This is a genomic window from Pseudomonas sp. lyk4-R2A-8, from assembly GCF_030209095.1.
GTDB classification, from domain to species: domain Bacteria; phylum Pseudomonadota; class Gammaproteobacteria; order Pseudomonadales; family Pseudomonadaceae; genus Aquipseudomonas; species Aquipseudomonas quebecensis.
Genome location: NZ_JARVSS010000006.1, coordinates 25255 through 44256, shown reverse-complemented (window position 1 = coordinate 44256; position 19002 = coordinate 25255). Strand labels below are relative to the sequence as shown.

Sequence of the window (19002 nt, the reverse complement as noted above, 5' to 3'; positions counted from 1 at the left end):
ACTAGAACAAGACGGTTGCAATACCCGATCGAGGCATGCCGCCGCGTTTGCCCCACAACTCAATACGGCCCTCAATCACGGCCATCGAATGACCGTCGTATTCCACCGTCCCCACCTTGCTGCTTCTCAAGTCAGCATCGGTTGCCGGCCGGTAACGTCCCCTCAAACCCAAACGATCCAGCCCTTCACGCGAGTGTTCACCATCGTTGAGGCTGTTCATGGCCGCCTGAAAACTGCGTCCGGCGCTACCATCGTTGTTTTCCATCTGCGCCCGCTTGGCGCTCGCGGCATACATGAAGTTGGCATCGGTCATCATTGCCGGGTCATCGCCCTTGAAACGCGCATGCGTGGCCGCCTGCCTCACTTCATCCTTGGACAAAGACAGCTGGAAGCCGTCACGCATGGTCACTTCATAGCCGTTGCCAACCTCCTTGACCTCTTTGAAAACGTCCGTAGGTTTTTGGCCGTACTGCATCATTGCAGCCTTTATTGCCGATACCGTCACGCAATTGCCGTCAGGCCCCTGGCTGAACCCACTCCAGATATTGTTCGGCTTCTGCCCGGGGCTGCTCGTGTCGGGCTTGTAGTTATAGTGCCTTGAGCCTTCGGTAATCGGCTTGTGGCTCATCGACTCGCTGGGACCGAACCCGCCGCGGCCAGGAAAATGACCGCCGCCACCGCCGCCACCAGGCGATGGGGGCGCGGGAGAAGGAGAAGGCGCATCCGGAAACAAATCCGGAAACAGCATCTTCAACAGCTCAAGCCATCGTCGGGACCATTCGTCCTTGAGTTGCTCGAGGATCTTCTTGAACGCCTCGTCCCCCAGCGCATTGCGCTTCTCATTGAGCTTGTCGCGTAGCTCCCGGACGGTCTGGCTCTTGCCGGTACTTTGGGCGTCGTCCAGTTCCTTGAGCAGTGCTGCGACAGCGTTCTTAGTTGCGCCCGCGTCCTCGCTGATATCGTCTGTCGCGCCCTTGCCGCTCAAATAAAGCGGTGCCGCTGCAGCGGCCCCGGCAAAACCCACCTGCCACTGATTTCCCATCGCTGTCCCCACCCCAGATCACAAGCTCAACGGCTTGCCGCCTCCTGGGTGGCATTGAGGGCGTAGGGCGTTCCATACGATATTCGTCAGAAAAAAAAACCCCTCGATCGAGGGGTTTTCAGTCAAGCGCGTGACGCCATGGCATCAGGTCATCTGAATGATGGTCTGCATGATGGTGCTTTGGGTGGAGATGGTCTTGGCGTTCGCCTGGTAGTTGCTCTGGGCCTTGATCAGGTCCACCAGCTCGTTGGTCAGGTTGACGTTGGAGTTCTCCAGGGAGTTGGCCACGATCGAGCCCAAGGTCCCGGACTGCGGGGTGTCGTAACCTGGCTGGCCCGAGGCGAAGGTTTCACGCCAGGAAGTGCCGCCCGCCGGCTGCAGGCCTTGTTCGTTGTTGAAGCTGGCCAGAGAAATCTGGCCGATGGCCTTGCTCTGCTGGTTGCTGAACGTTGCGAACAGTACACCGTTGCCGTCGATTTTGAGGCCGGTGATCTGGCCGGTGGCATAACCGTCGGTCACCGGTGGGTTACGGTAGGTGGCCGAGTTGTACTGGGTGATGTTAGCCATGTTGATGGCGATACCGGTCGGGTTGGCATCCGCGCCGTTTGCCTTCCATACGCCGTTGGTCACGGTACCCGGTACCCACCCAGTAACGTTCAGGGTCGTGCTGGAAACGGTACCGGTCAGAATACCGGTGAGTTTGCCGGCACCGTCAAAGCTCAGGGTCGACGGTACAGGCGGCGTCGAAGGCGTGCCGGTCGGCGCCGAACCGTCCGGGTTGCGGCCATCGATCAAGGTATAGGCGTTCCACTTGTTGCCGTCGGTTTTCACCAGGTACTGCACCATCGGGTGCGCGTTGCCCTGGGAGTCGTACAACGTGGTGCTGTACTGGGTGGTGAACGTACTGGTATCGGACGGGTTGAACGGCTTGAGCGTCTGGTCGATCACCGGCTCAGAGGAGTTCAGGTTACTGGTGGAGTCCACTTTGGTGGACGCCTTCGGCGGCAGGTTGGACAGGTTCAATTGCAGGTCGGTCAGGCCGCCCTTGATGATCTTGCCGTCGTCATCCGCAGCGTAACCCTGCAGACGCGAGGTGCCGGTGTTGTTGGTGATGTAGCCGTCCTTGTCGGCACGGAACGCACCGGAACGGGTGTACTCCAGCGAACCGTCGCTGCCCTTCTGCACGAAGAACCCGCCACCCTGGATCGCCATGTCCAGGATACCGCCGCTGCCGTTGACGTCGCCCTGGGTGAATTGCTGCGACACCGCCGCCAGGTTCACGCCGTTACCGATGCTGTTCTGGCCGGTGCCCAGTTTGGACGCGGCGTAGATGTCGGCGAATTCCGCACGGGACGACTTGAAGCCGGTGGTCGCAACGTTGGCGATATTGTTGCCGGTCACGTCCAGCTGTTTGTTGGCCGCATAGAGGCCGCTAAGGCCGATGTTAAAAGACATGTTTCTCTCCCTCTGCCGTATTTAGCCGGCTCTATGTACCGATAGTCTGAATTTGCGACAGCTTGACGCTGCCCATGCCGCCCGCAAGGTTCAGCAGCATTTCGCCGCCGGTCTTGCTCAATGTCACGCTGGTGACGGTTGCCGGCAGCGAGGTGGCCAGGGCCACCGATTCGCCCTTGTCGTTCTTGGTGGTGGCCGCGAAGGTATAAGTACCCGCCGCCGCCACTTCACCCTTGTCGTTCTTGCCGTCCCAGATAAAGTCGGACGTGCCGGCGCTTTGGGCGCCCATGTCGATAGTGCGGACCACATTGCCGTCCTTGTCGGTGATCTTGACGGACACATTGCCCGTCGCCGCCGTCACTGCCACCGAACCGTTCATGCTCTTGCTGGTATCGACCAGCGCCTTGTCGGTCTGGGTGATGATCGAGCGCCCCACCAACGACGAAGCCTGCAACGCCTGGGAGGAGCTGAAGTTGCTGGAAATCGAGTTCACCGAGTCGTTCAGGGTGTTGATACCTTCCAGGCTGCTGAACTGCGCCAGTTGGGCGACGAACGCGCCGTTGTCCTGGGGCGACAGCGGGTTCTGGTTTTTCAGCTGGGTGACCAGCAACTGCAGAAACGCGTCCTTGCCCAGCGACTGATTGCCGGTCGCGGCCTTGGAGGCGTTCGCCAGATTAGTGTTGTCCGACGCCGTCTTGACCTTCGAATTGAAAAGGTCCTGAACCGCCGTATTGTTAGACGTATCGACAATGGCCATGGTTGGCGCCCCTTATCACTGACCCAGGGTCAGGACCTTCTGCATCATGGTTTTGGCGGTGTTCATCATTTCCGCGTTGGTCTGGAACGAGCGGCTGGCCGAAATCATGTCCGCCATTTCCTCGACCACATTGACGTTCGGGTAGTACACGTAGCCTTTTTCGTTGGCCGCCGGATGGTTCGGCTCGTAACGGGCTTCGAGGTTGCTCTGGTCTTCGACCACACCGAGCACCTGCACGCCCTGGCCTGCGGCATCCTGGTTCTGGAACAGCGAATCGCTGCCGCCGCTCTGCCCGCCCTGGAACATGGTGGCGAACACCGGGTGACGGGCGCGGTAGGTTTGGTCAATGCTCGAAGACACAGTCTCGGCGTTGGCGATGTTACTGGCGACGGTGTTCAAGCGCGTGGTCTGCGCGCTCATGCCACTGCCGGCAATATTGAAAACACTGGACAGGGACATGGCTTACTCTCCACGCAGGGCTGACATCAGCCCTTTGAATTTACTGTTGAGCAGGGTAAAGCTGGCCTGAAAGTTCACCGAGTTCTCGGCATAGGCCGATTGCTCCAACTGCGCATCGACGGTGTTCTGGTCGATGGACGGCTGCATCGGCGTGCGATACAGCAGCGACTCGTCGCCACTGCTCAGGCCTTGCGCTTCGATATGACGGTTGTTGGTCATGTTCAAGGCGAAGGTGCCGTTCTTGGTCTTGTCCTGCTGCGCGGCGAGCACGGCAGAAAAGTCCAGGTCCCGAGCCTTGTAGTTCGGGGTATCGGCGTTGGCAATGTTGTTGGCCAGGACTTCGGCACGCTGGGCGCGGAAGCCCAGGGCTTGTTCGTGGATACCGAGCGCTTTATCGAAGCTGATGCTCATGGCGGAAACCTTTAGGCTGACCTGCTGTTCGTTAACAGAGGTATAGCAAGGTGCATGCCAATCTTTTCAACGCCCGTATATCAAGGACTTAAGCCGATATTGCCGGCGGCAATGCCAGAAAAGCGGCAAGCGGCTTCCGCCTGGCGCCAGTAAAGCGGCAATGGGGGATTGCCGCGAAACTAAAAGTGGGAGAAGGCTTGCCTCCGACAGCGGCGTATCAAGTCATGGATAGGTGACTGATCCAAACGCTATCGGGGGTAAGCCCCCTCCCACATTTTTGACTGCACAGGCCTTGTTTACTTGGCCTGGTAAATGATGCCAGGGCTGCACTGCACCATCTGGTAATGGTCCGGCAGGCCGTTCAGTGCTTCGGAGGCCCCGAGGAACAGGTAGCCGCCCCGCTTGAGCGTGCCATGGATGCGCAAGAGGATGTCTTTCTTCACTTCCGCCGAGAAATAGATCAGCACGTTACGGCAGAACACCATGTCGAACTTGCCCAGACTGGCGTAACTGTCGAGCAGGTTGAACGAACGGAACTCCACGCGGCTCTTGATCGGCGCCTTGACCGCCCAACGCCCCGCCCCTTTGGAGTCGAAGTAACGTTGCAGACGCTCCTGGGACAAACCACGGCCCAGGGCCAGGCTGTCATACTCGCCGGTCTTGCAATTGGTCAGCATGGTCCCGGACAGGTCGGTGGCGACGATCTGTGCCCCGGCCTTCAACTGGCCCATGTTGGTCCGCTCGAACTCGTCGATGGCCATGGAAATCGAGTATGGCTCCTGCCCCGACGAACAGGCCGCCGACCAGATGCGCAAGCGCTGGCCGGGGCTGGCCTTGATGGCCTCCGGCAGCACCTTGCTCTTGAGCACCTCAAAGGGGTAAGTGTCTCGAAACCACAGGGTTTCGTTGGTGGTCATGGCATCGACCACCATCTCCTTGAGCCCACCGCGCGGCTGACTCTGGATCCGCTGAACCAACTCGCCCAGGGACTTGATGCCCTGCTGCTCCATGAGCTTGTTGAGACGGCTGGATACCAGGTACTGCTTGTTCTCACCGAGCAATATGCCACAGGCTTTTTCCAGGAAGACCCGGAACTGTTCAAAATCCAAATTACCCGTAGACACTGATACTACCGCCTCTTAAATCGTATGACCGCCAAGGAAATACCTTAGCTGTGATCTGCTGCCTTGATCCGGTCGACTACCCGGGATGCGAGGTCATCAGGACGGAATTTGGCCAGGAAGTCATCCGCCCCGACCTTCTTGACCATAGCCTGGTTGAAGACGCCCGACAGCGAAGTATGCAGGACGATATGCAGTTTTTGCATACGCGGGTCACTTCGTATCTCGGCCGTGAGAGTGTAGCCGTCCATTTCCGGCATCTCGATATCCGAGATCATCATCAGAAATTCTTCTTCCGGCTTCTTGCCTTCGTCCACCAGTTTGCGCAGGTAATCCAGCGCCTGGCGGCCATCATTGAGCGCCACCACGTCAACGCCGACGGTTTGCAGGCAACGGGTCACCTGCTTACGCGCCACCGAGGAGTCGTCCACGGTAAGCACACGCAGGGACACGGCCTTGTGCGCCGTCTCGGCGTCCACCACTCCCACCGAAATCGTCTCCGAGGTGGGAGCCACTTCGGCGAGAATTTTTTCCACGTCGATGATTTCGACCAACTGGTTATCGACCCGCGTCACCGCCGTGAGGTAATGATCGCGGCCGGTGCCCTTGGGTGGCGGATGGATCTCTTCCCAGTTCATGTTGACGATGCGCTCCACCGAGCGCACCAGGAAGCCCTGGGTCTTGGTGTTGTACTCGGTGATGATCACGAACGGACTCTCGCGATCCTGCAGGCCCGACGAACCGGTCGCCAACGCCAGGTCAAGAATCGGGATGGTCGCGCCACGAATATTCGCCACGCCGCACACCACCGGACTGGACTTGGGCATGATCGTCAGCTTGGGGCACTGCAACACTTCCCGCACCTTGAACACGTTGATGCCGTACAGTTGCCCGCCATCAAGGCGAAAAAGCAACAATTCCAGGCGATTCTGCCCTACCAGCTGTGTGCGCTGGTTTACTGAATCCATTACACCTGCCATGCCCAGACTCCTACGCTAAAACCTTCGGGGGTACGACGCGCACCCAACACTAAACGGCACGAGCTTTGCTATTTGTTGGCTATGGATATGAAAACGACAGTTTCCCGACACCCCCGCCACCGCAGATTGCTCTGCGTCACGTTGGCATTGCTTGCTTTCTGCCTGGGCGCCACGGCCCGCGCAGAGAACGTCACCTTGCCTGATCTCCTTATCGGCGTCACTCAGGGCTTTCTTGAGTTCACTGTAGAAGATTATCTGGCAAGCACACAGACGCCGGGGCGTTATGAAATCCAAGTCAACCAGCTGGACCCACGCCTGCGCATGCCACTATGCGACAAGGAATTGACAGCGACCCTGGAAAGCCCGGCCCAGCCCATCGGCCGCGTGACGGTGCGTGTACGCTGCGACGGCGCCTCGCCCTGGACGGTGTTTGTGCCGGCGCAGGTCAAACTGTTTCGCGATGTGGTCGTGGTAGCGAGACCGCTCAAACGCACCGGCATCATCAGTTTTGAAGACGTGGTGCTGCGTGAACGCGACATCAGCCAGATCAATCAGGGCTATCTGACGTCCGTTGATCAGGCCATCGGCCAGAGGTTGACCCGACCAGTGGTCACCGACCAGCTCCTCACGCTGGTCCATCTGGAGCAGGCCGAGGTGATTCGCAAGGGCGATCAAGTGGTGATTTCCGCCAGCAGCGGCGCCTTGAACGTGAAAATGCCGGGAGAAGCGCTGTCCAACGGGGGCATGAGCGAACAGATCCGCGTCAAGAATCTCAACTCCAATCGCGTCATCAAGGCGCGCGTGACCGCGCCGGGGCAAGTCGAGGTGGCCTTATAGATCACTGGTAGAGGACGCTGGGTTTTCCTACACTGTGCACGGACAAGTCCCGTGTGGAGATTTATTGTCATTCGCGCCTAAAGTTAATCCGGGTATGGCCGAAAACATGGCAAGCGTCCAAATACCCAGAGGTTTTTTATCATGGTCATTGATTTCAGTCGTTTAAATAACTCCCCGGCTACGTCCGGCGCCACGCGCACTTCAGGTGCCAAGGAAAGTGCAGACGCCAAGGCTGCGCTGCCCGCCAAGGCAGAACAGGCCAGCGCCAGCCAGAGCGGGGAATCGGTACACCTGAGCAATGAGGCTCAACAGTTGCAGAAGGTCACTGACTCGCTGCGCGATCAACCGGTCGTCAATAAAGCCCGCGTGGCCGAATTGAAACAGGCAATCGCTGATGGCAGCTACAAAGTCGACAGCAACCGTGTCGCCAGCAAGCTGCTTAACTTCGAAGCCGAGCGCTAGGCAAAGGCCTGCGCTGGGCTTCTGGACGCTTAAATCCCAAGGCCAGCCATGCATCACGACGAAAATCTGCTTCAACTGATCATCGATGATCTTGAGCCGACGCAACAATTGCTCGATCTGCTCAAAGAAGAGTCCCTGGCCCTCTACGGTCGGGACATGCCGCTGCTCGAAGAAATTCTCGCGCGCAAGCAGTCGCTGATTGTCCTGCTGGAGCAGCACGGCAAAAAACGCAGCCAGATCCTGATCAGCCTGGGCCTGCCGGCCAATCACGACGGGCTCGCGCAACTGGCCAGCCACTCCTCGGTCGGCGAACAGCTGCTGGCCCAGAGCAAAGAACTCAATCAATTGCTTGCCAAGTGCCAGGAAGCCAACCAGCTTAACGGCCAATCGATCCAGCTTCAGCAAGCCACCACGGCCAACCAGTTGCGTATCCTCCACGGCGGCGAGCCACCGGCGCTTTACAATGCCCAGGGTTCCACCTCGCGCCTGGTCAAGCCAAGCACTCGCAGCCAAGCCTGACATCGTTTATCGCGCGCCCTATCCAAGGCGCGCTACATGCTGGCAAAATGCCGGTTCTTGCGTGTAGTCGTATTTTGCCTGGAGATGGAAGAACCGTGTTCAACGCCCTTAATGCGGAAGATGCTCCGCAGCCCCCCAAGGTCCTCACCACGCCCCTGGAAATCGCCGGCACCTTGCGAATGCTGCAGGAAAGCCATGACCCGCTGATCATCACCTTCCACGAGCGCAGCCAGCGTTTCCAGAGTTATCTGGTGGATGTCGACCGGGACAACAAGACCCTGGCGCTGGACGAAATGATCCCCCGCGACGGTGAACGCCACCTTGAAAACGGCGAGCCGTTCCGCATCGAAGGCTTTCACGACGGCGTGCGTGTCGCCTGGGAAAGCAACGGCAGCCTGACCATCAGCGAAAAAAACGGCCATCGCATCTATACCGGCAGCATGCCCGACGAGGTGGTCTACCATCAGCGGCGCAATGCCTTTCGCGCCGCTCTGAAACTGGCGCAATTGGTGAACATCGAGCTGGGCGGCGAAAAGCTCAAGGCACCGGTCAGCGGCAAGCTACTGGATATTTCCGCTACCGGCTGCAAATTGCGTTTTGAGGGTGATATCTGCGCGCGCCTGCAATTGGGACAGGTGTACGACCGCTTTGTCGCCGCCCTGCCCTTCGGCAGCATGACCACCTCAGTCGAACTGCGTTACCTGCACTTCGAAGAAAAGATCAACACCACTTTCGCCGGCGTACGCTTCCACAACATGAGTGGCCTGGTGCAGCGCCAGGTTGAGCGATTTGTTTACCAGTTGCAGCGCGAAGCCCGTCGATTCGATAAAGACGACGATTTTTAAACGGTCCGGTCAGCGACAAAAAAACGGGCAGCTCCTTAAAGGGGCTGCCCGTTTTTTGTTTCAGGGGCGCGCCCTGCTCAAGTCGTGAGGATGCTCGTCCGGGTCCAACGGTTCGGTGGGCGGTTCAGGGCTCGGCTCGTCGACCGGCGGCTGCTCGGGGTCGGTTTGCGCCTCAGGCGGAGTGGTCTGCATCTGGTCCTGCACCACCTGCTCATCCACCCGCGGATCCAGTGCCGCTACCAGCGGCGAACTGGACATGCTGTCGGGCATGGCCACGTGGTGCAACGGTGCATCGTCCACCTGGTGCAGGTTGGTCACCGCTTTAGGACGAATGCGCCATACCAGAATCAGCGCACACAGGCTGAAAAACGCGTACAGCATCTGGCTGCCGAACAGCTTCATCACCACGCCCGCGAGCAGCGGCCCGATACTGGCGCCAACGCCATAAGTCACCAGCAGCATGGCCGTCAGGGAAACCCTACGATCGCCCTCGACATGGTCATTGGAAAACGCCACCGCCAACGGGTAAAGGCAGAACTGCACCAGCGAGCACAGGAATCCGGCGACGAACAGCACCTCCAGCGGTACTTGGGTGAGGATCGCCAGCGGCAGGGCCGCAACGGCCAGGCACAGCGCAAAGCAGCGGATCAGCAGCGCGCGGTCATAGCGGTCCGACAGCCAGCCCAGCGGCCACTGCACCAATAAGCCGGCGAAAATGCAGCTACCCATGAACAGACCGACCTGCTCGGTCGTCAACCCTTGCTGGGCCGCGTAGAGCGGCGCCAGGCCGTAGAACGACCCGACGATCAGCCCCGCGCCGAGTACCGTGCTCAGTGATTGCGGCACGCGCTTGATAAAGAAGCGCGGCTCCATCGGTGCCGGGTGCAAGGGCGCGGGGTGGATGCGCCGCGTCATCGCCACCGGCACCAGGCACAGCGCAAAGCACAGCGCCACCAGCATCAGCAGCTCAAGGCCGAGCTGGGGATGCATCACCAGGATCAACTGCCCGAGCACCAGGCCCAGGTACGAAGCGATCATATAACCGCTGAACACCACGCCACGCTGCTTGGCATCCGCCTGTTCGTTAAGCCAGCTTTCGATAACCATGTACTGGCACATCATCCCCAGGCCCACGATCACCCGCAACACGATCCAGGCCGGCAGCCAGTCGATCAAACCATGGCCAAGCACTGCGGCGCCGACGATCCCGGCGCAGGTAGCATAGGCGCGGATATGCCCGACCCGGGCAATCAGGCGGTGCCCGATTTTGCCGCCCAGCACCAGGCCGAAGTAGTTGGCCGCCATCAGCGCACCCACCCACAGGCTGTCGACATGATCGGCCGCCAGGCGCAGGGCCAGGTAAGTACTGAGCAGGCCGGAGCCGATCAGCATCATCAAGGAGGCGAAATAAAGGGCTCGAAAAGATTTCCAGATCTGGCGCATCGGCGTTCCGAGCGGCTCCTTGCAGTGAGAGACAGGGCTATCGGCATGATAGTCCTGGGTAGCCGGTTCCGGACAGGCGGTACGGGCGGTTTCCGGGGAAAATTTGTTTAAAACGATTGGCTACAGCTCAGACGCTGCCCAGTGAGGTGCAAGTTACAACGTTGCACTAAATACACGCCAAGCCCCTGCTGTGAACCTGGATCGTCGCCAAGGTTCGACCGGGGTTGGAAAAGATCCGGCGCACACAAAAAAGCCCCGCCGGATATCTCCGTGCGGGGCTTTGAATCTGGTGTCCCAGGGCCGGTTCGAACGGCCAACCTTCCCCTTAGGAGGGGGATGCTCTATCCAATTGAGCTACTGGGACTAATGACAGCCACCAAGCCGGGTAAGGCGATGGACGGCGTGCATGTTAACGGCCGAGGTGCATTTTGTCATGTCGTCCGTCAGCTTTTTGAGTGTAGGGCGATCCCGAGGCCGGAATGTGCAGTTTCGTCCAGCAAACACGGGAGATAGCCGTCATCGTGCAAAATGCACTCCCCCTCAGTGACCATGTTGCAAATTGCAACCTCCAAAGCCTTCAATACTCAACCAAACCGTTGATTTCATTAATAAAATAGTTTGGCACGAGACCTGCACTATCCCTCTCGCAAACACCCTATTCAGCCACGGCGGTAAGCGGAGTACATCACCATGAACAGTGCCCTTCTGTTAGCCCTCAATACAATCGCCTTGGCTGCGCTGGTGATGTTTCACTTCCAGTCGTCACAGGCGCCGGATCCGGCCCAGATCAGCCAGGCGATTCCGCACCATCTGCAACAACGCCCGCAACTGGCGGTAATGACGCCTGGCGCGCAATCCCCGGTACGCCTTGCACAAGATACCCAGGGCGCCCCCGCATCCGAACACTGGGTTTTCTAAGGACACGATCGATGAGTAAATCCGCCTGGTTTTTCCTTTGCCTGACCACTGCAACCTGCATATATGGCTTGGGAACGCATGCCCAAGACGAGCAGACCACGGCATTCATTGCCAGCGGCGTCTGCGCCTGCCTGTGGTTGCTGACCCTGATCGTAGGGCGCCGTATCAAGTTCGACCCAGTGTTGCGCTGACTCTCGCGTCTGAATCATGGATATTCGCCCGACACCTGCCACCCCCCCCTCTCCTTCGCCCTACCTTACGTCGCCTCGACCTAGTCAATCGGCAGATTGCCACTAGTCTTAAACATAAGGGCAAAAGGCCACTCTGCGTTAGGATGTGCGGCCCTCAACCCCAGCTGTGGCTTGGTTTTGCAGGAATGATTACTGAAATCCTCCCGACGGGAAGTTTTCCAACCAGTCCGCAAAAATGTAAATCAGTGCTGGCATAAAGCCTCCAGGCAGTTCAATATTTGTCACAGAATTGACGCCAAGGAACTGGCAAATCTGAGGCATGATGCGGCCTCTTTGCAATTCGGGTTGAACTTTGGTCGTGAGTCTTGTCTTAACACTCATCTTGCGGCCAATTCCAAAAACCGCTCCCCTGAACTAACCGGTTAAATATATGCGCCCATTGAAACAGGCAATTTATTCCAGCCGTACGGCTGACAAGTTCGTCGTACGTCTGCCAGACGGAATGCGGGAACGCATTGCCGAGGTGGCTCGCAATCATCACCGCAGCATGAACTCCGAAATCATCGCGCGCCTGGAACAGAGCCTTATTCAGGAAGGTGCGCTGGGCGAAGAGTTGAGCATGCGCCTGGACAGCCCGGAGCTGTCGCTGCACGAACGCGAACTGCTGCAGCGTTTCCGTCAGCTCTCCCACCGCCAGCAAAATGCGCTCGTCTCGCTTATTGCGCACGACGTCGAGGCGGCCGCAGAAGCCGACTGATACGCTACTGAAAGCCGAAGCCAGCCTAGTGCTGGCTTTTTTTTGCCTGGGATTTGAGTGTTGAAATGCAGGAGCGAGCTCGCTCCCGCAGCGCCGCGACGGGAACGCCGCGCATGGGCATGGCTCAGAGCAGGAAGATCGTCGCCAGACCCAGGAAGATAAAGAAACCGCCACTGTCGGTCATGGCCGTAATCATGACACTGGCGCCCATGGCAGGGTCGCGCCCCAAGCGCGCCAATGTCATCGGGATCAGCACCCCCATAAGTGCAGCGAGCAACAGGTTCAGGGTCATGGCAGCCGTCATCACCACCCCGAGCGACCAGCTGCCGTAGAGCAAGTAAGCCACTACGCCGATCACTCCACCCCATACCAGCCCATTGATCAGACCAACCGCCAGCTCTTTGCGCAACAACCGCGAGGAGTTGGCTGTGCTCACCTGATCCAGCGCCATCGCACGCACGATCATGGTAATGGTCTGATTACCGGAGTTACCGCCGATACCCGCCACAATCGGCATCAATGCCGCCAGCGCCACCAGTTTCTCGATGGAGCCTTCAAACAGTCCGATTACGCGTGAAGCGATAAACGCGGTAATCAGATTGATTGCCAGCCAGGCCCAGCGGTTATGCAGCGAGCGCCAGACCGAAGCAAAAATATCTTCCTCTTCACGCAGACCCGCCATGTTGAGGACTTCGGTTTCACTCTCTTCACGGATCAGGTCGACGATTTCGTCGATGGTCAAACGACCAATGAGCTTGCCGTTCTTGTCGACCACCGGCGCGGAGATCAAGTCATACCGCTCAAACGCCTGGGCCGCCTCATAGGCGTCCTCGTCAGGATGGAAGCTCACCGTGTCGCTGGCCATCAAGTCGGCTACTTTTTTCTCCGGGTCATTGACCAGCAAGCGCTTGATCGGCAGGACGCCCTTGAGAATGCCTTCGTAGTCGACCACGAACAGCTTGTCGGTATGGCCAGGCAATTCTTTCAGCCGGCGCAGGTAACGCAGCACCACTTCCAGGCTGACGTCTTCGCGAATGGTGACCATCTCGAAGTCCATCAGCGCGCCGACCTGGTCGTCGTCATAGGACAACGCCGACCGCACGCGCTCACGCTGCTGACCGTCGAGCGCTTCCATCAGCTCATGGACAACGTCCCGAGGCAACTCAGGGGCCAGGTCGGCGAGTTCGTCGGCATCCATCTCCTTGGCAGCGGCGAGGAGCTCATGATCGTCCATGTCGGCGATCAGGGTTTCGCGCACCGAGTCGGATACTTCGAGCAGGATGTCGCCGTCGCGATCAGCCTTGACCAACTGCCAGAGGGTCAGGCGATCATCGAGCGGAAGGGCTTCGAGAATGTAAGCGACGTCGGCGGAGTGCAAGTCGTCGAGCTTGCGCTGCAGCTCGACGAGGTTTTGCCGGTGTACCAGGTTTTCGACGCGGTCGTGGTGCGGACCTTCCTGGCGATGCGTGAGGTCTTCGACCACACGTTGGCGCTGCAGCAGCTCGATGACTTGAGCAAGGCGATCCTGCAGGCTTTCTTGAGTTTTCTTTACTTCAACTTCGGTCATAGGCGAGCTCCACTCCCAGCAGCAGGGCACGCCGGAAGGATCAATCAGTCAATTCATGATTGGTAAAACGCGGTACTGAGTAACTACTGGGTAAGTCCATGGAGGTATTCCACAAGCCCCGGCGGGGCTGACGGGCGCAATGATACACCTTTGCGGGCGCTTTTAATGTTAAAAAACTGGAAAGAACAAGCGCTTGCAAGCCAAAGTTGAGTAGTAGCCGCATCTATGAACTGCGACGACGCAGCAGAAAAGGAAAACACATGACTGGAGCGAAAAAAGATAAAACCCAGACGGCAAAAAGCCCGCACTAGGCGGGCTTTTTGTTTGTATGGTGCACTCGACAGGATTCGAACCTGTGACCGCTCGGTTCGTAGCCGAGTACTCTATCCAGCTGAGCTACGAGTGCATATTGTGTTTTTAGACCAGATCACAACTGGTTGGAGCCAAGCTACCTGCATTGCTGCAACTAACTCTTAAATGGTGCACTCGACAGGATTCGAACCTGTGACCGCTCGGTTCGTAGCCGAGTACTCTATCCAGCTGAGCTACGAGTGCATTTGTTGCCGCGCATTATAGGCCGTTCAATCTCTATGTAAAGCGATTTTTTCGAGTAATTTCAACAACTTACCGATAAATCCAGATTGCAACGTACTAAGCAAATAATGGCGGAGAACGGGGGATTCGAACCCCCGACACCCTTTTGAGGTGTACTCCCTTAGCAGGGGAGCGCCTTCGGCCACTCGGCCAGCTCTCCGCAACACGGGGCGTATATTAACCACGTTGATCCCCGTTTGCAAACATAAAAAACGATAAAAATTAAAGGCTTGGTTCTTCGTCCTTCTCTTTCTTGATCCGCAGGTAAATTTCCTCGCGGTGAACCGCTACCTCTTTCGGAGCGTTAACTCCGATACGCACTTGATTGCCTTTGACGCCGAGCACGGTCACGGTGATTTCGCCATCACCGATAATCAGGCTTTCTGCGCAACGACGAGTCAGAATCAGCATGCCTTTCTCCTCACGCATTTCAGTTCAGGAACAACAGTCTGCAAAAAAAAGGCAATCGACCTACAACCAGAAGGCCATAGCCCTACCCACCTAAGTATTGTCCAGCGCAGGCAAAAGACCATGCGCCCTACAAAAAAATGAAAGGCGCGGTAAACCGCGCCTTTCAGGCAGTGCATCACTCGCCCTGTCGGGCCGGAGCGTCAAGCTCAAAAGCGGTGTGCAACGCGCGTACGGCCAGCTCAAGGTACTTTTCTTCGATCACTACCGAGACTTTGATTTCCGAGGTGGAGATCATCTGGATGTTGATGCTTTCCTTGGCCAGAGCCTCGAACATGCGGCTGGCAACGCCTGCATGGGAACGCATGCCCACACCAACGATCGACACCTTGGCAATCTTGGTGTCGCCCACCACTTCACGGGCACCGATTTCCTTGGCCGTGTTCTGCAGAATCCGCTCCGCCGCATCGTATTCATTGCGGTGCACGGTGAAGGTGAAATCGGTGGTGTTATCGTGCGAAACGTTCTGCACGATCATGTCGACTTCAATGTTCGCGCCGCTGATAGGGCCCAGGATCTTGAACGCCACACCCGGAGTGTCTGGCACGCCACGGATCGTCAGCTTGGCTTCATCGCGATTGAAAGCGATGCCGGAAATGATCGGCTGTTCCATGGATTCCTCTTCATCAATAGTAATGAGGGTGCCCGGACCCTCTTTGAAGCTGTGCAATACGCGCAGCGGAACGTTGTACTTGCCGGCGAATTCCACCGCGCGGATCTGCAACACCTTCGAACCGAGGCTGGCCATTTCCAGCATCTCTTCGAAGGTAATCTTGTCCAGGCGCTGGGCCACCGACACCACGCGTGGGTCAGTGGTATAGACGCCATCCACATCGGTGTAGATCTGGCACTCGTCAGCCTTGAGGGCCGCCGCCAGCGCTACGCCGGTGGTATCCGAACCGCCACGCCCCAGGGTCGTGATGTTGCCCTGCTCGTCCACACCCTGGAAGCCTGCTACAACTACCACGCGCCCGGCCTTGAGATCAGTACGGATTTTCTGATCGTCGATCTGCAGGATACGCGCCTTGGTATGCGCGCTGTCGGTCAGAATGCGCACCTGGCTGCCCGTGTAGGACACCGCCGGCACGCCGCGTTTGTTCAGGGCCATGGCCAGTAAAGCGATCGTCACCTGCTCACCGGTGGACACGATCACATCCAGCTCGCGCGGCAGCGGTTGCTGGTCGCCACTGATTGCCTTGGCCAGATCGATCAGGCGATTGGTCTCGCCGCTCATGGCCGACAGCACCACCACCAGGTCGTCGCCCGCGTCGCGGAATTTCTTAACCTTGTCGGCCACCTGCTCGATTCTTTCGACAGAACCGACCGAGGTGCCTCCAAATTTCTGTACGATCAAAGCCATTTCCAGCCGCCTCAGCCCGTAAAGGGGCGCCTAAATTTCCAATCCACCCGCACTGGTCAGGCCCGCGACTAGACCACGGGCCGATTAACAGCGCCTTAAATGCCAGCCTCGACGAACGGCACGGTCAGGGCCAGGGCCGCATCCAGGGCACCGGCGTCTACACCACCGCCTTGCGCCATGTCCGGACGACCACCGCCCTTCCCGCCCACTGCCGCGGCGGCTTGCTTCATCAAATCACCGGCTTTGAGTTGGCCAGTCAGGTCTTTGGTTACACCGGCAACCAGAACGACCTTATCCTCATGGACACCGCCGAGCAGGATCACTGCGCGGCCGAGCTTGTTCTTCAACTGGTCGACCAGCGCCAACAACGCCTTGCCGTCCTGACCGTCCAGGCGCGCAGCCAGAACTTTCACGCCCTTGACGTCGACGGCCGAAGCTGACAGATCGTCGCCCGCAGCACTGGCGGCCTTGGCTTGCAACTGCTCCAGCTGTTTCTCCAGCGCACGGTTGCGCTCCAGTACGGCGGACAGCTTGTCGACCAGATTGTCGCGGCTGCCCTTGACCAGGCTGGCCGCTTCCTTGAGTTGTTCTTCCGCCGCATTCAGGTAGGCCAGGGCCGCAGCACCGGTCACCGCTTCGATACGACGCACACCGGACGCCACGCCACCTTCGCTGATGATCTTGAGCAAAGCGATGTCGCCGGTGCGGTTGGCGTGGATACCACCACACAGTTCCACCGAGAAGTCGCCGCCCATGCTCAGCACGCGCACACTGTCGCCGTACTTCTCGCCGAACAGCGCCATGGCGCCCTTGGCCTTGGCCGTCTCGATATCGGTCTCTTCGGTCTCGACCGGGGTATTCTTGCGGATCTGGGCGTTGACGATGTCTTCCAGCGCCTTGATCTGCTCAGGCTTGATCGCTTCGAAGTGGCTGAAGTCGAAACGCAGGCGCTGGCTGTCGACCAACGAACCTTTCTGCTGGACGTGCTCGCCCAGCACCTGACGCAGTGCGGCGTGCAGCAAGTGGGTGGCCGAGTGGTTCAGCGCCGTGGCGTGACGCACATCGGCGTCTACCTGGGTGTCGACCGGCGAACCCACGGTCAGGCTGCCCGAAGCCAGCACACCGTGGTGCAGGAAGGCGCCACCGGTCTTGGTGGTATCGCGCACGTCGAAACGGCCGGAGGTGGATTTGACGAAACCGCAGTCGCCGATCTGACCGCCGGATTCGGCGTAGAACGGGGTCTGGTCCAGCACCACGACGCCCTCGTCGCCCTCGTTCAAAACGTCGACCGACTGGCCGTCCTTATACAGGGCAACCACTTTGGCCGCTCCGCTTGTGGCCTTATAGCCGGTGAACTCGGTGGCCACGTCAACCTTGACCAGGCTGTTGTAGTCCATGCCGAAAGCGCTGGCCGAACGTGCGCGCACGCGCTGGGCTTCCATCTCGCGCTCGAAACCTTCTTCGTCGAGGGTCAGGTTGCGCTCGCGGGCGATGTCGCCGGTCAGGTCCATCGGGAAACCGTAGGTGTCATAGAGTTTGAACACCACGTCACCCGGCACCACGTTGCCCGACAGGTTGGCAAGGTCTTGCTCGAGAATCTTCAGGCCCTGTTCCAGGGTCTTGGCGAACTGCTCTTCTTCGGCCTTGAGCACACGCTCGATGTGCGCCTGGTTCTGCTTGAGTTCCGGGAAGGCATCGCCCATCTCGGCGACCAGGGCCGCGACGATCTGGTAGAAGAAGCTGCCATTGGCGCCCAGCTTGTTGCCGTGGCGGCAGGCGCGACGAATGATGCGGCGCAGCACGTAGCCACGGCCTTCGTTGGACGGCAGCACGCCGTCGGCGATCAGGAAGCCGCACGAACGAATATGGTCGGCCACTACCTTGAGCGAGGCCTGGTTGTCATTGCTGCAACCGATAGCCTTGGCGGCCGCCGCCAACAGGCTCTGGAACAGGTCGATTTCGTAGTTGGAATGGACGTGCTGCATCACCGCACTGATCCGCTCCAGGCCCATGCCGGTGTCCACCGACGGCGCCGGCAACGGATGCAGCACGCCGTCGGCGGTGCGGTTGAACTGCATGAAGACGTTGTTCCAGATCTCGATGTAACGGTCGCCGTCTTCTTCGGGCGAACCCGGCGGGCCACCCCAGATGTCGGCGCCGTGGTCGTAGAAGATCTCGGTGCATGGGCCACACGGGCCGGTATCGCCCATGGTCCAGAAGTTGTCTGACGCGTACGGCGCGCCTTTGTTGTCGCCGATGCGCACCATGCGCTCGGCCGGCACGCCGACCTGTTTGGTCCAGATGTCGTACGCCTCGTCATCGCTTTCGTAAACGGTGACCCACAGTTTTTCCTTCGGCAGTTTCAGTACGCCGGTGAGGAAGGTCCAGGCGAAGTTGATCGCGTCCTGCTTGAAATAATCGCCAAAGCTGAAGTTGCCGAGCATTTCGAAAAAGGTGTGGTGGCGGGCGGTGTAGCCGACGTTTTCCAGGTCGTTGTGCTTACCACCGGCGCGCACGCACTTCTGGCTGCTGACTGCACGGGTGTAGGCGCGCTTTTCCTGGCCCAGGAAGCAGTCCTTGAACTGGTTCATCCCCGCGTTAGTGAACAGCAGGGTGGGATCATTGCCTGGGATCAAGGAGCTGGAGGAGACACGGGTGTGACCTTGCTCTTCGAAGAAGCGAAGGAAGGCTTCACGGATTTCTGCGCTTTTCATTAGGTTCTTCCACGGAGGCTGCGGCCAAAGGCCAGTGCGCAACATCATCAGACGGAGCGACGGCAAAGGGCCGCATTATATCGGCCCTTTGCCGGTGGTACA

At 58.8% G+C, this 19002-nt stretch carries 19 protein-coding genes and 4 tRNA genes; 7 read left to right on the top strand and 16 right to left on the bottom strand.

The genetic code is table 11. From position 1 onward, the window contains the following. Position 1: 1 nt before the first annotated feature. From QRN10_RS07225 to QRN10_RS07195, 7 genes are all read right to left on the bottom strand, one after another. A complete protein-coding gene (locus QRN10_RS07225) occupies positions 2-1042 on the bottom strand; it encodes a hypothetical protein (RefSeq protein ID WP_285428085.1) in 1041 nt (346 codons plus the stop codon). 144 nt (positions 1043-1186) lie between these two features. Then, on the bottom strand, positions 1187-2497 hold the full coding sequence (gene flgE / locus QRN10_RS07220) for a flagellar hook protein FlgE (protein ID WP_181081188.1): 1311 nt from the start codon (positions 2495-2497) through the stop codon (positions 1187-1189). Positions 2498-2528: 31 nt separating this feature from the next. Beyond that, the gene (gene flgD / locus QRN10_RS07215; protein ID WP_253509022.1) at positions 2529-3254 is read right to left on the bottom strand and encodes a flagellar hook assembly protein FlgD; all 726 of its coding nucleotides are present in this window, start codon (positions 3252-3254) and stop codon (positions 2529-2531) included. A gap of 15 nt (positions 3255-3269) precedes the next feature. Continuing rightward, the gene (flgC, locus tag QRN10_RS07210) at positions 3270-3713 is read right to left on the bottom strand and encodes a flagellar basal body rod protein FlgC (RefSeq protein WP_024076985.1); all 444 of its coding nucleotides are present in this window, start codon (positions 3711-3713) and stop codon (positions 3270-3272) included. Between the two features lie 3 nt (positions 3714-3716). Further along, positions 3717-4124, bottom strand: a complete 408-nt coding sequence (gene flgB, locus QRN10_RS07205; protein ID WP_017529461.1) for a flagellar basal body rod protein FlgB — start codon at positions 4122-4124, stop codon at positions 3717-3719. Between the two features lie 296 nt (positions 4125-4420). Then, on the bottom strand, positions 4421-5248 hold the full coding sequence (gene cheR, locus QRN10_RS07200) for a protein-glutamate O-methyltransferase CheR (protein WP_181081190.1): 828 nt from the start codon (positions 5246-5248) through the stop codon (positions 4421-4423). A gap of 44 nt (positions 5249-5292) precedes the next feature. Beyond that, a complete protein-coding gene (locus QRN10_RS07195) occupies positions 5293-6225 on the bottom strand; it encodes a chemotaxis protein CheV (protein WP_181081191.1) in 933 nt (310 codons plus the stop codon). Positions 6226-6306: 81 nt separating this feature from the next. Here QRN10_RS07195 and flgA point away from each other — a divergent pair, with 81 nt between their 5' ends. The 4 genes from flgA to QRN10_RS07175 all read left to right on the top strand — a co-directional run bounded on the left by flgA (position 6307) and on the right by QRN10_RS07175 (position 8888). Beyond that, positions 6307-7062 (top strand): flagellar basal body P-ring formation chaperone FlgA, encoded by a 756-nt coding sequence (gene flgA, locus QRN10_RS07190; protein ID WP_181081215.1) that lies wholly within the window; start codon positions 6307-6309, stop codon positions 7060-7062. Positions 7063-7203: 141 nt separating this feature from the next. Beyond that, positions 7204-7524, top strand: a complete 321-nt coding sequence (gene flgM / locus QRN10_RS07185) for a flagellar biosynthesis anti-sigma factor FlgM (protein WP_181081192.1) — start codon at positions 7204-7206, stop codon at positions 7522-7524. A gap of 48 nt (positions 7525-7572) precedes the next feature. Next, on the top strand, positions 7573-8043 hold the full coding sequence (locus QRN10_RS07180) for a flagella synthesis protein FlgN (RefSeq protein ID WP_181081193.1): 471 nt from the start codon (positions 7573-7575) through the stop codon (positions 8041-8043). Positions 8044-8138: 95 nt separating this feature from the next. Continuing rightward, on the top strand, positions 8139-8888 hold the full coding sequence (locus QRN10_RS07175; RefSeq protein WP_181081194.1) for a flagellar brake protein: 750 nt from the start codon (positions 8139-8141) through the stop codon (positions 8886-8888). A 60-nt stretch (positions 8889-8948) separates the two neighbouring features. Here the strand turns inward: QRN10_RS07175 and QRN10_RS07170 are convergent, their stop codons facing one another. Together QRN10_RS07170 and QRN10_RS07165 are read right to left on the bottom strand one after the other, a co-directional pair. Continuing rightward, positions 8949-10331, bottom strand: a complete 1383-nt coding sequence (locus QRN10_RS07170) for an MFS transporter (RefSeq protein ID WP_181081195.1) — start codon at positions 10329-10331, stop codon at positions 8949-8951. Positions 10332-10618: 287 nt separating this feature from the next. Continuing rightward, a tRNA-Arg gene (locus QRN10_RS07165) sits at positions 10619-10695 on the bottom strand. A gap of 326 nt (positions 10696-11021) precedes the next feature. Here QRN10_RS07165 and QRN10_RS07160 point away from each other — a divergent pair. The 3 genes from QRN10_RS07160 (at position 11022) to QRN10_RS07150 (ending at position 12197) form a co-directional block, all read left to right on the top strand. Further along, positions 11022-11249: a hypothetical protein gene (locus tag QRN10_RS07160; RefSeq protein WP_181081196.1), complete on the top strand. Its 228-nt coding sequence runs from the start codon at positions 11022-11024 to the stop codon at positions 11247-11249. Between the two features lie 11 nt (positions 11250-11260). After that, on the top strand, positions 11261-11440 hold the full coding sequence (locus tag QRN10_RS07155) for a PA3371 family protein (RefSeq protein ID WP_181081197.1): 180 nt from the start codon (positions 11261-11263) through the stop codon (positions 11438-11440). A 430-nt stretch (positions 11441-11870) separates the two neighbouring features. Further along, positions 11871-12197 (top strand): Arc family DNA-binding protein, encoded by a 327-nt coding sequence (locus QRN10_RS07150; protein WP_024076996.1) that lies wholly within the window; start codon positions 11871-11873, stop codon positions 12195-12197. A 124-nt stretch (positions 12198-12321) separates the two neighbouring features. Here QRN10_RS07150 and mgtE read toward each other — a convergent pair whose 3' ends face one another. The 7 genes from mgtE to alaS form a co-directional block, all read right to left on the bottom strand. Further along, complete coding sequence (mgtE, locus tag QRN10_RS07145; RefSeq protein WP_181081198.1) at positions 12322-13764, bottom strand: magnesium transporter; 1443 nt, start codon at positions 13762-13764, stop codon at positions 12322-12324. Between the two features lie 329 nt (positions 13765-14093). Beyond that, positions 14094-14170 (bottom strand) — tRNA-Arg (locus tag QRN10_RS07140). A gap of 72 nt (positions 14171-14242) precedes the next feature. Then, positions 14243-14319 (bottom strand) — tRNA-Arg (locus tag QRN10_RS07135). Positions 14320-14427: 108 nt separating this feature from the next. Further along, a tRNA-Ser gene (locus QRN10_RS07130) sits at positions 14428-14518 on the bottom strand. A 62-nt stretch (positions 14519-14580) separates the two neighbouring features. Further along, positions 14581-14769 (bottom strand): carbon storage regulator CsrA, encoded by a 189-nt coding sequence (gene csrA / locus QRN10_RS07125; RefSeq protein ID WP_003175645.1) that lies wholly within the window; start codon positions 14767-14769, stop codon positions 14581-14583. Positions 14770-14944: 175 nt separating this feature from the next. After that, the gene (locus QRN10_RS07120) at positions 14945-16186 is read right to left on the bottom strand and encodes an aspartate kinase (protein ID WP_010208327.1); all 1242 of its coding nucleotides are present in this window, start codon (positions 16184-16186) and stop codon (positions 14945-14947) included. Positions 16187-16281: 95 nt separating this feature from the next. After that, the gene (gene alaS, locus QRN10_RS07115) at positions 16282-18900 is read right to left on the bottom strand and encodes an alanine--tRNA ligase (RefSeq protein ID WP_181081199.1); all 2619 of its coding nucleotides are present in this window, start codon (positions 18898-18900) and stop codon (positions 16282-16284) included. Positions 18901-19002: the final 102 nt, after the last annotated feature.

Bases quoted from the DNA above. Each gene is read 5' to 3' on its own strand.
- QRN10_RS07225 (WP_285428085.1), bottom strand. From the start codon at position 1,042: ATGGGAAATCAGTGGCAGGTGGGTTTTGCCGGGGCCGCTGCAGCGGCA.
- flgE (WP_181081188.1), bottom strand. From the start codon at position 2,497: ATGTCTTTTAACATCGGCCTTAGCGGCCTCTATGCGGCCAACAAACAG.
- flgD (WP_253509022.1), bottom strand. From the start codon at position 3,254: ATGGCCATTGTCGATACGTCTAACAATACGGCGGTTCAGGACCTTTTC.
- flgC (WP_024076985.1), bottom strand. From the start codon at position 3,713: ATGTCCCTGTCCAGTGTTTTCAATATTGCCGGCAGTGGCATGAGCGCG.
- flgB (WP_017529461.1), bottom strand. From the start codon at position 4,124: ATGAGCATCAGCTTCGATAAAGCGCTCGGTATCCACGAACAAGCCCTG.
- QRN10_RS07195 (WP_181081191.1), bottom strand. From the start codon at position 6,225: ATGGCAGGTGTAATGGATTCAGTAAACCAGCGCACACAGCTGGTAGGG.
- flgA (WP_181081215.1), top strand. From the start codon at position 6,307: ATGGATATGAAAACGACAGTTTCCCGACACCCCCGCCACCGCAGATTG.
- flgM (WP_181081192.1), top strand. From the start codon at position 7,204: ATGGTCATTGATTTCAGTCGTTTAAATAACTCCCCGGCTACGTCCGGC.
- QRN10_RS07180 (WP_181081193.1), top strand. From the start codon at position 7,573: ATGCATCACGACGAAAATCTGCTTCAACTGATCATCGATGATCTTGAG.
- QRN10_RS07170 (WP_181081195.1), bottom strand. From the start codon at position 10,331: ATGCGCCAGATCTGGAAATCTTTTCGAGCCCTTTATTTCGCCTCCTTG.
- QRN10_RS07160 (WP_181081196.1), top strand. From the start codon at position 11,022: ATGAACAGTGCCCTTCTGTTAGCCCTCAATACAATCGCCTTGGCTGCG.
- QRN10_RS07155 (WP_181081197.1), top strand. From the start codon at position 11,261: ATGAGTAAATCCGCCTGGTTTTTCCTTTGCCTGACCACTGCAACCTGC.
- QRN10_RS07150 (WP_024076996.1), top strand. From the start codon at position 11,871: ATGCGCCCATTGAAACAGGCAATTTATTCCAGCCGTACGGCTGACAAG.
- mgtE (WP_181081198.1), bottom strand. From the start codon at position 13,764: ATGACCGAAGTTGAAGTAAAGAAAACTCAAGAAAGCCTGCAGGATCGC.
- csrA (WP_003175645.1), bottom strand. From the start codon at position 14,769: ATGCTGATTCTGACTCGTCGTTGCGCAGAAAGCCTGATTATCGGTGAT.
- QRN10_RS07120 (WP_010208327.1), bottom strand. From the start codon at position 16,186: ATGGCTTTGATCGTACAGAAATTTGGAGGCACCTCGGTCGGTTCTGTC.
- alaS (WP_181081199.1), bottom strand. From the start codon at position 18,900: ATGAAAAGCGCAGAAATCCGTGAAGCCTTCCTTCGCTTCTTCGAAGAG.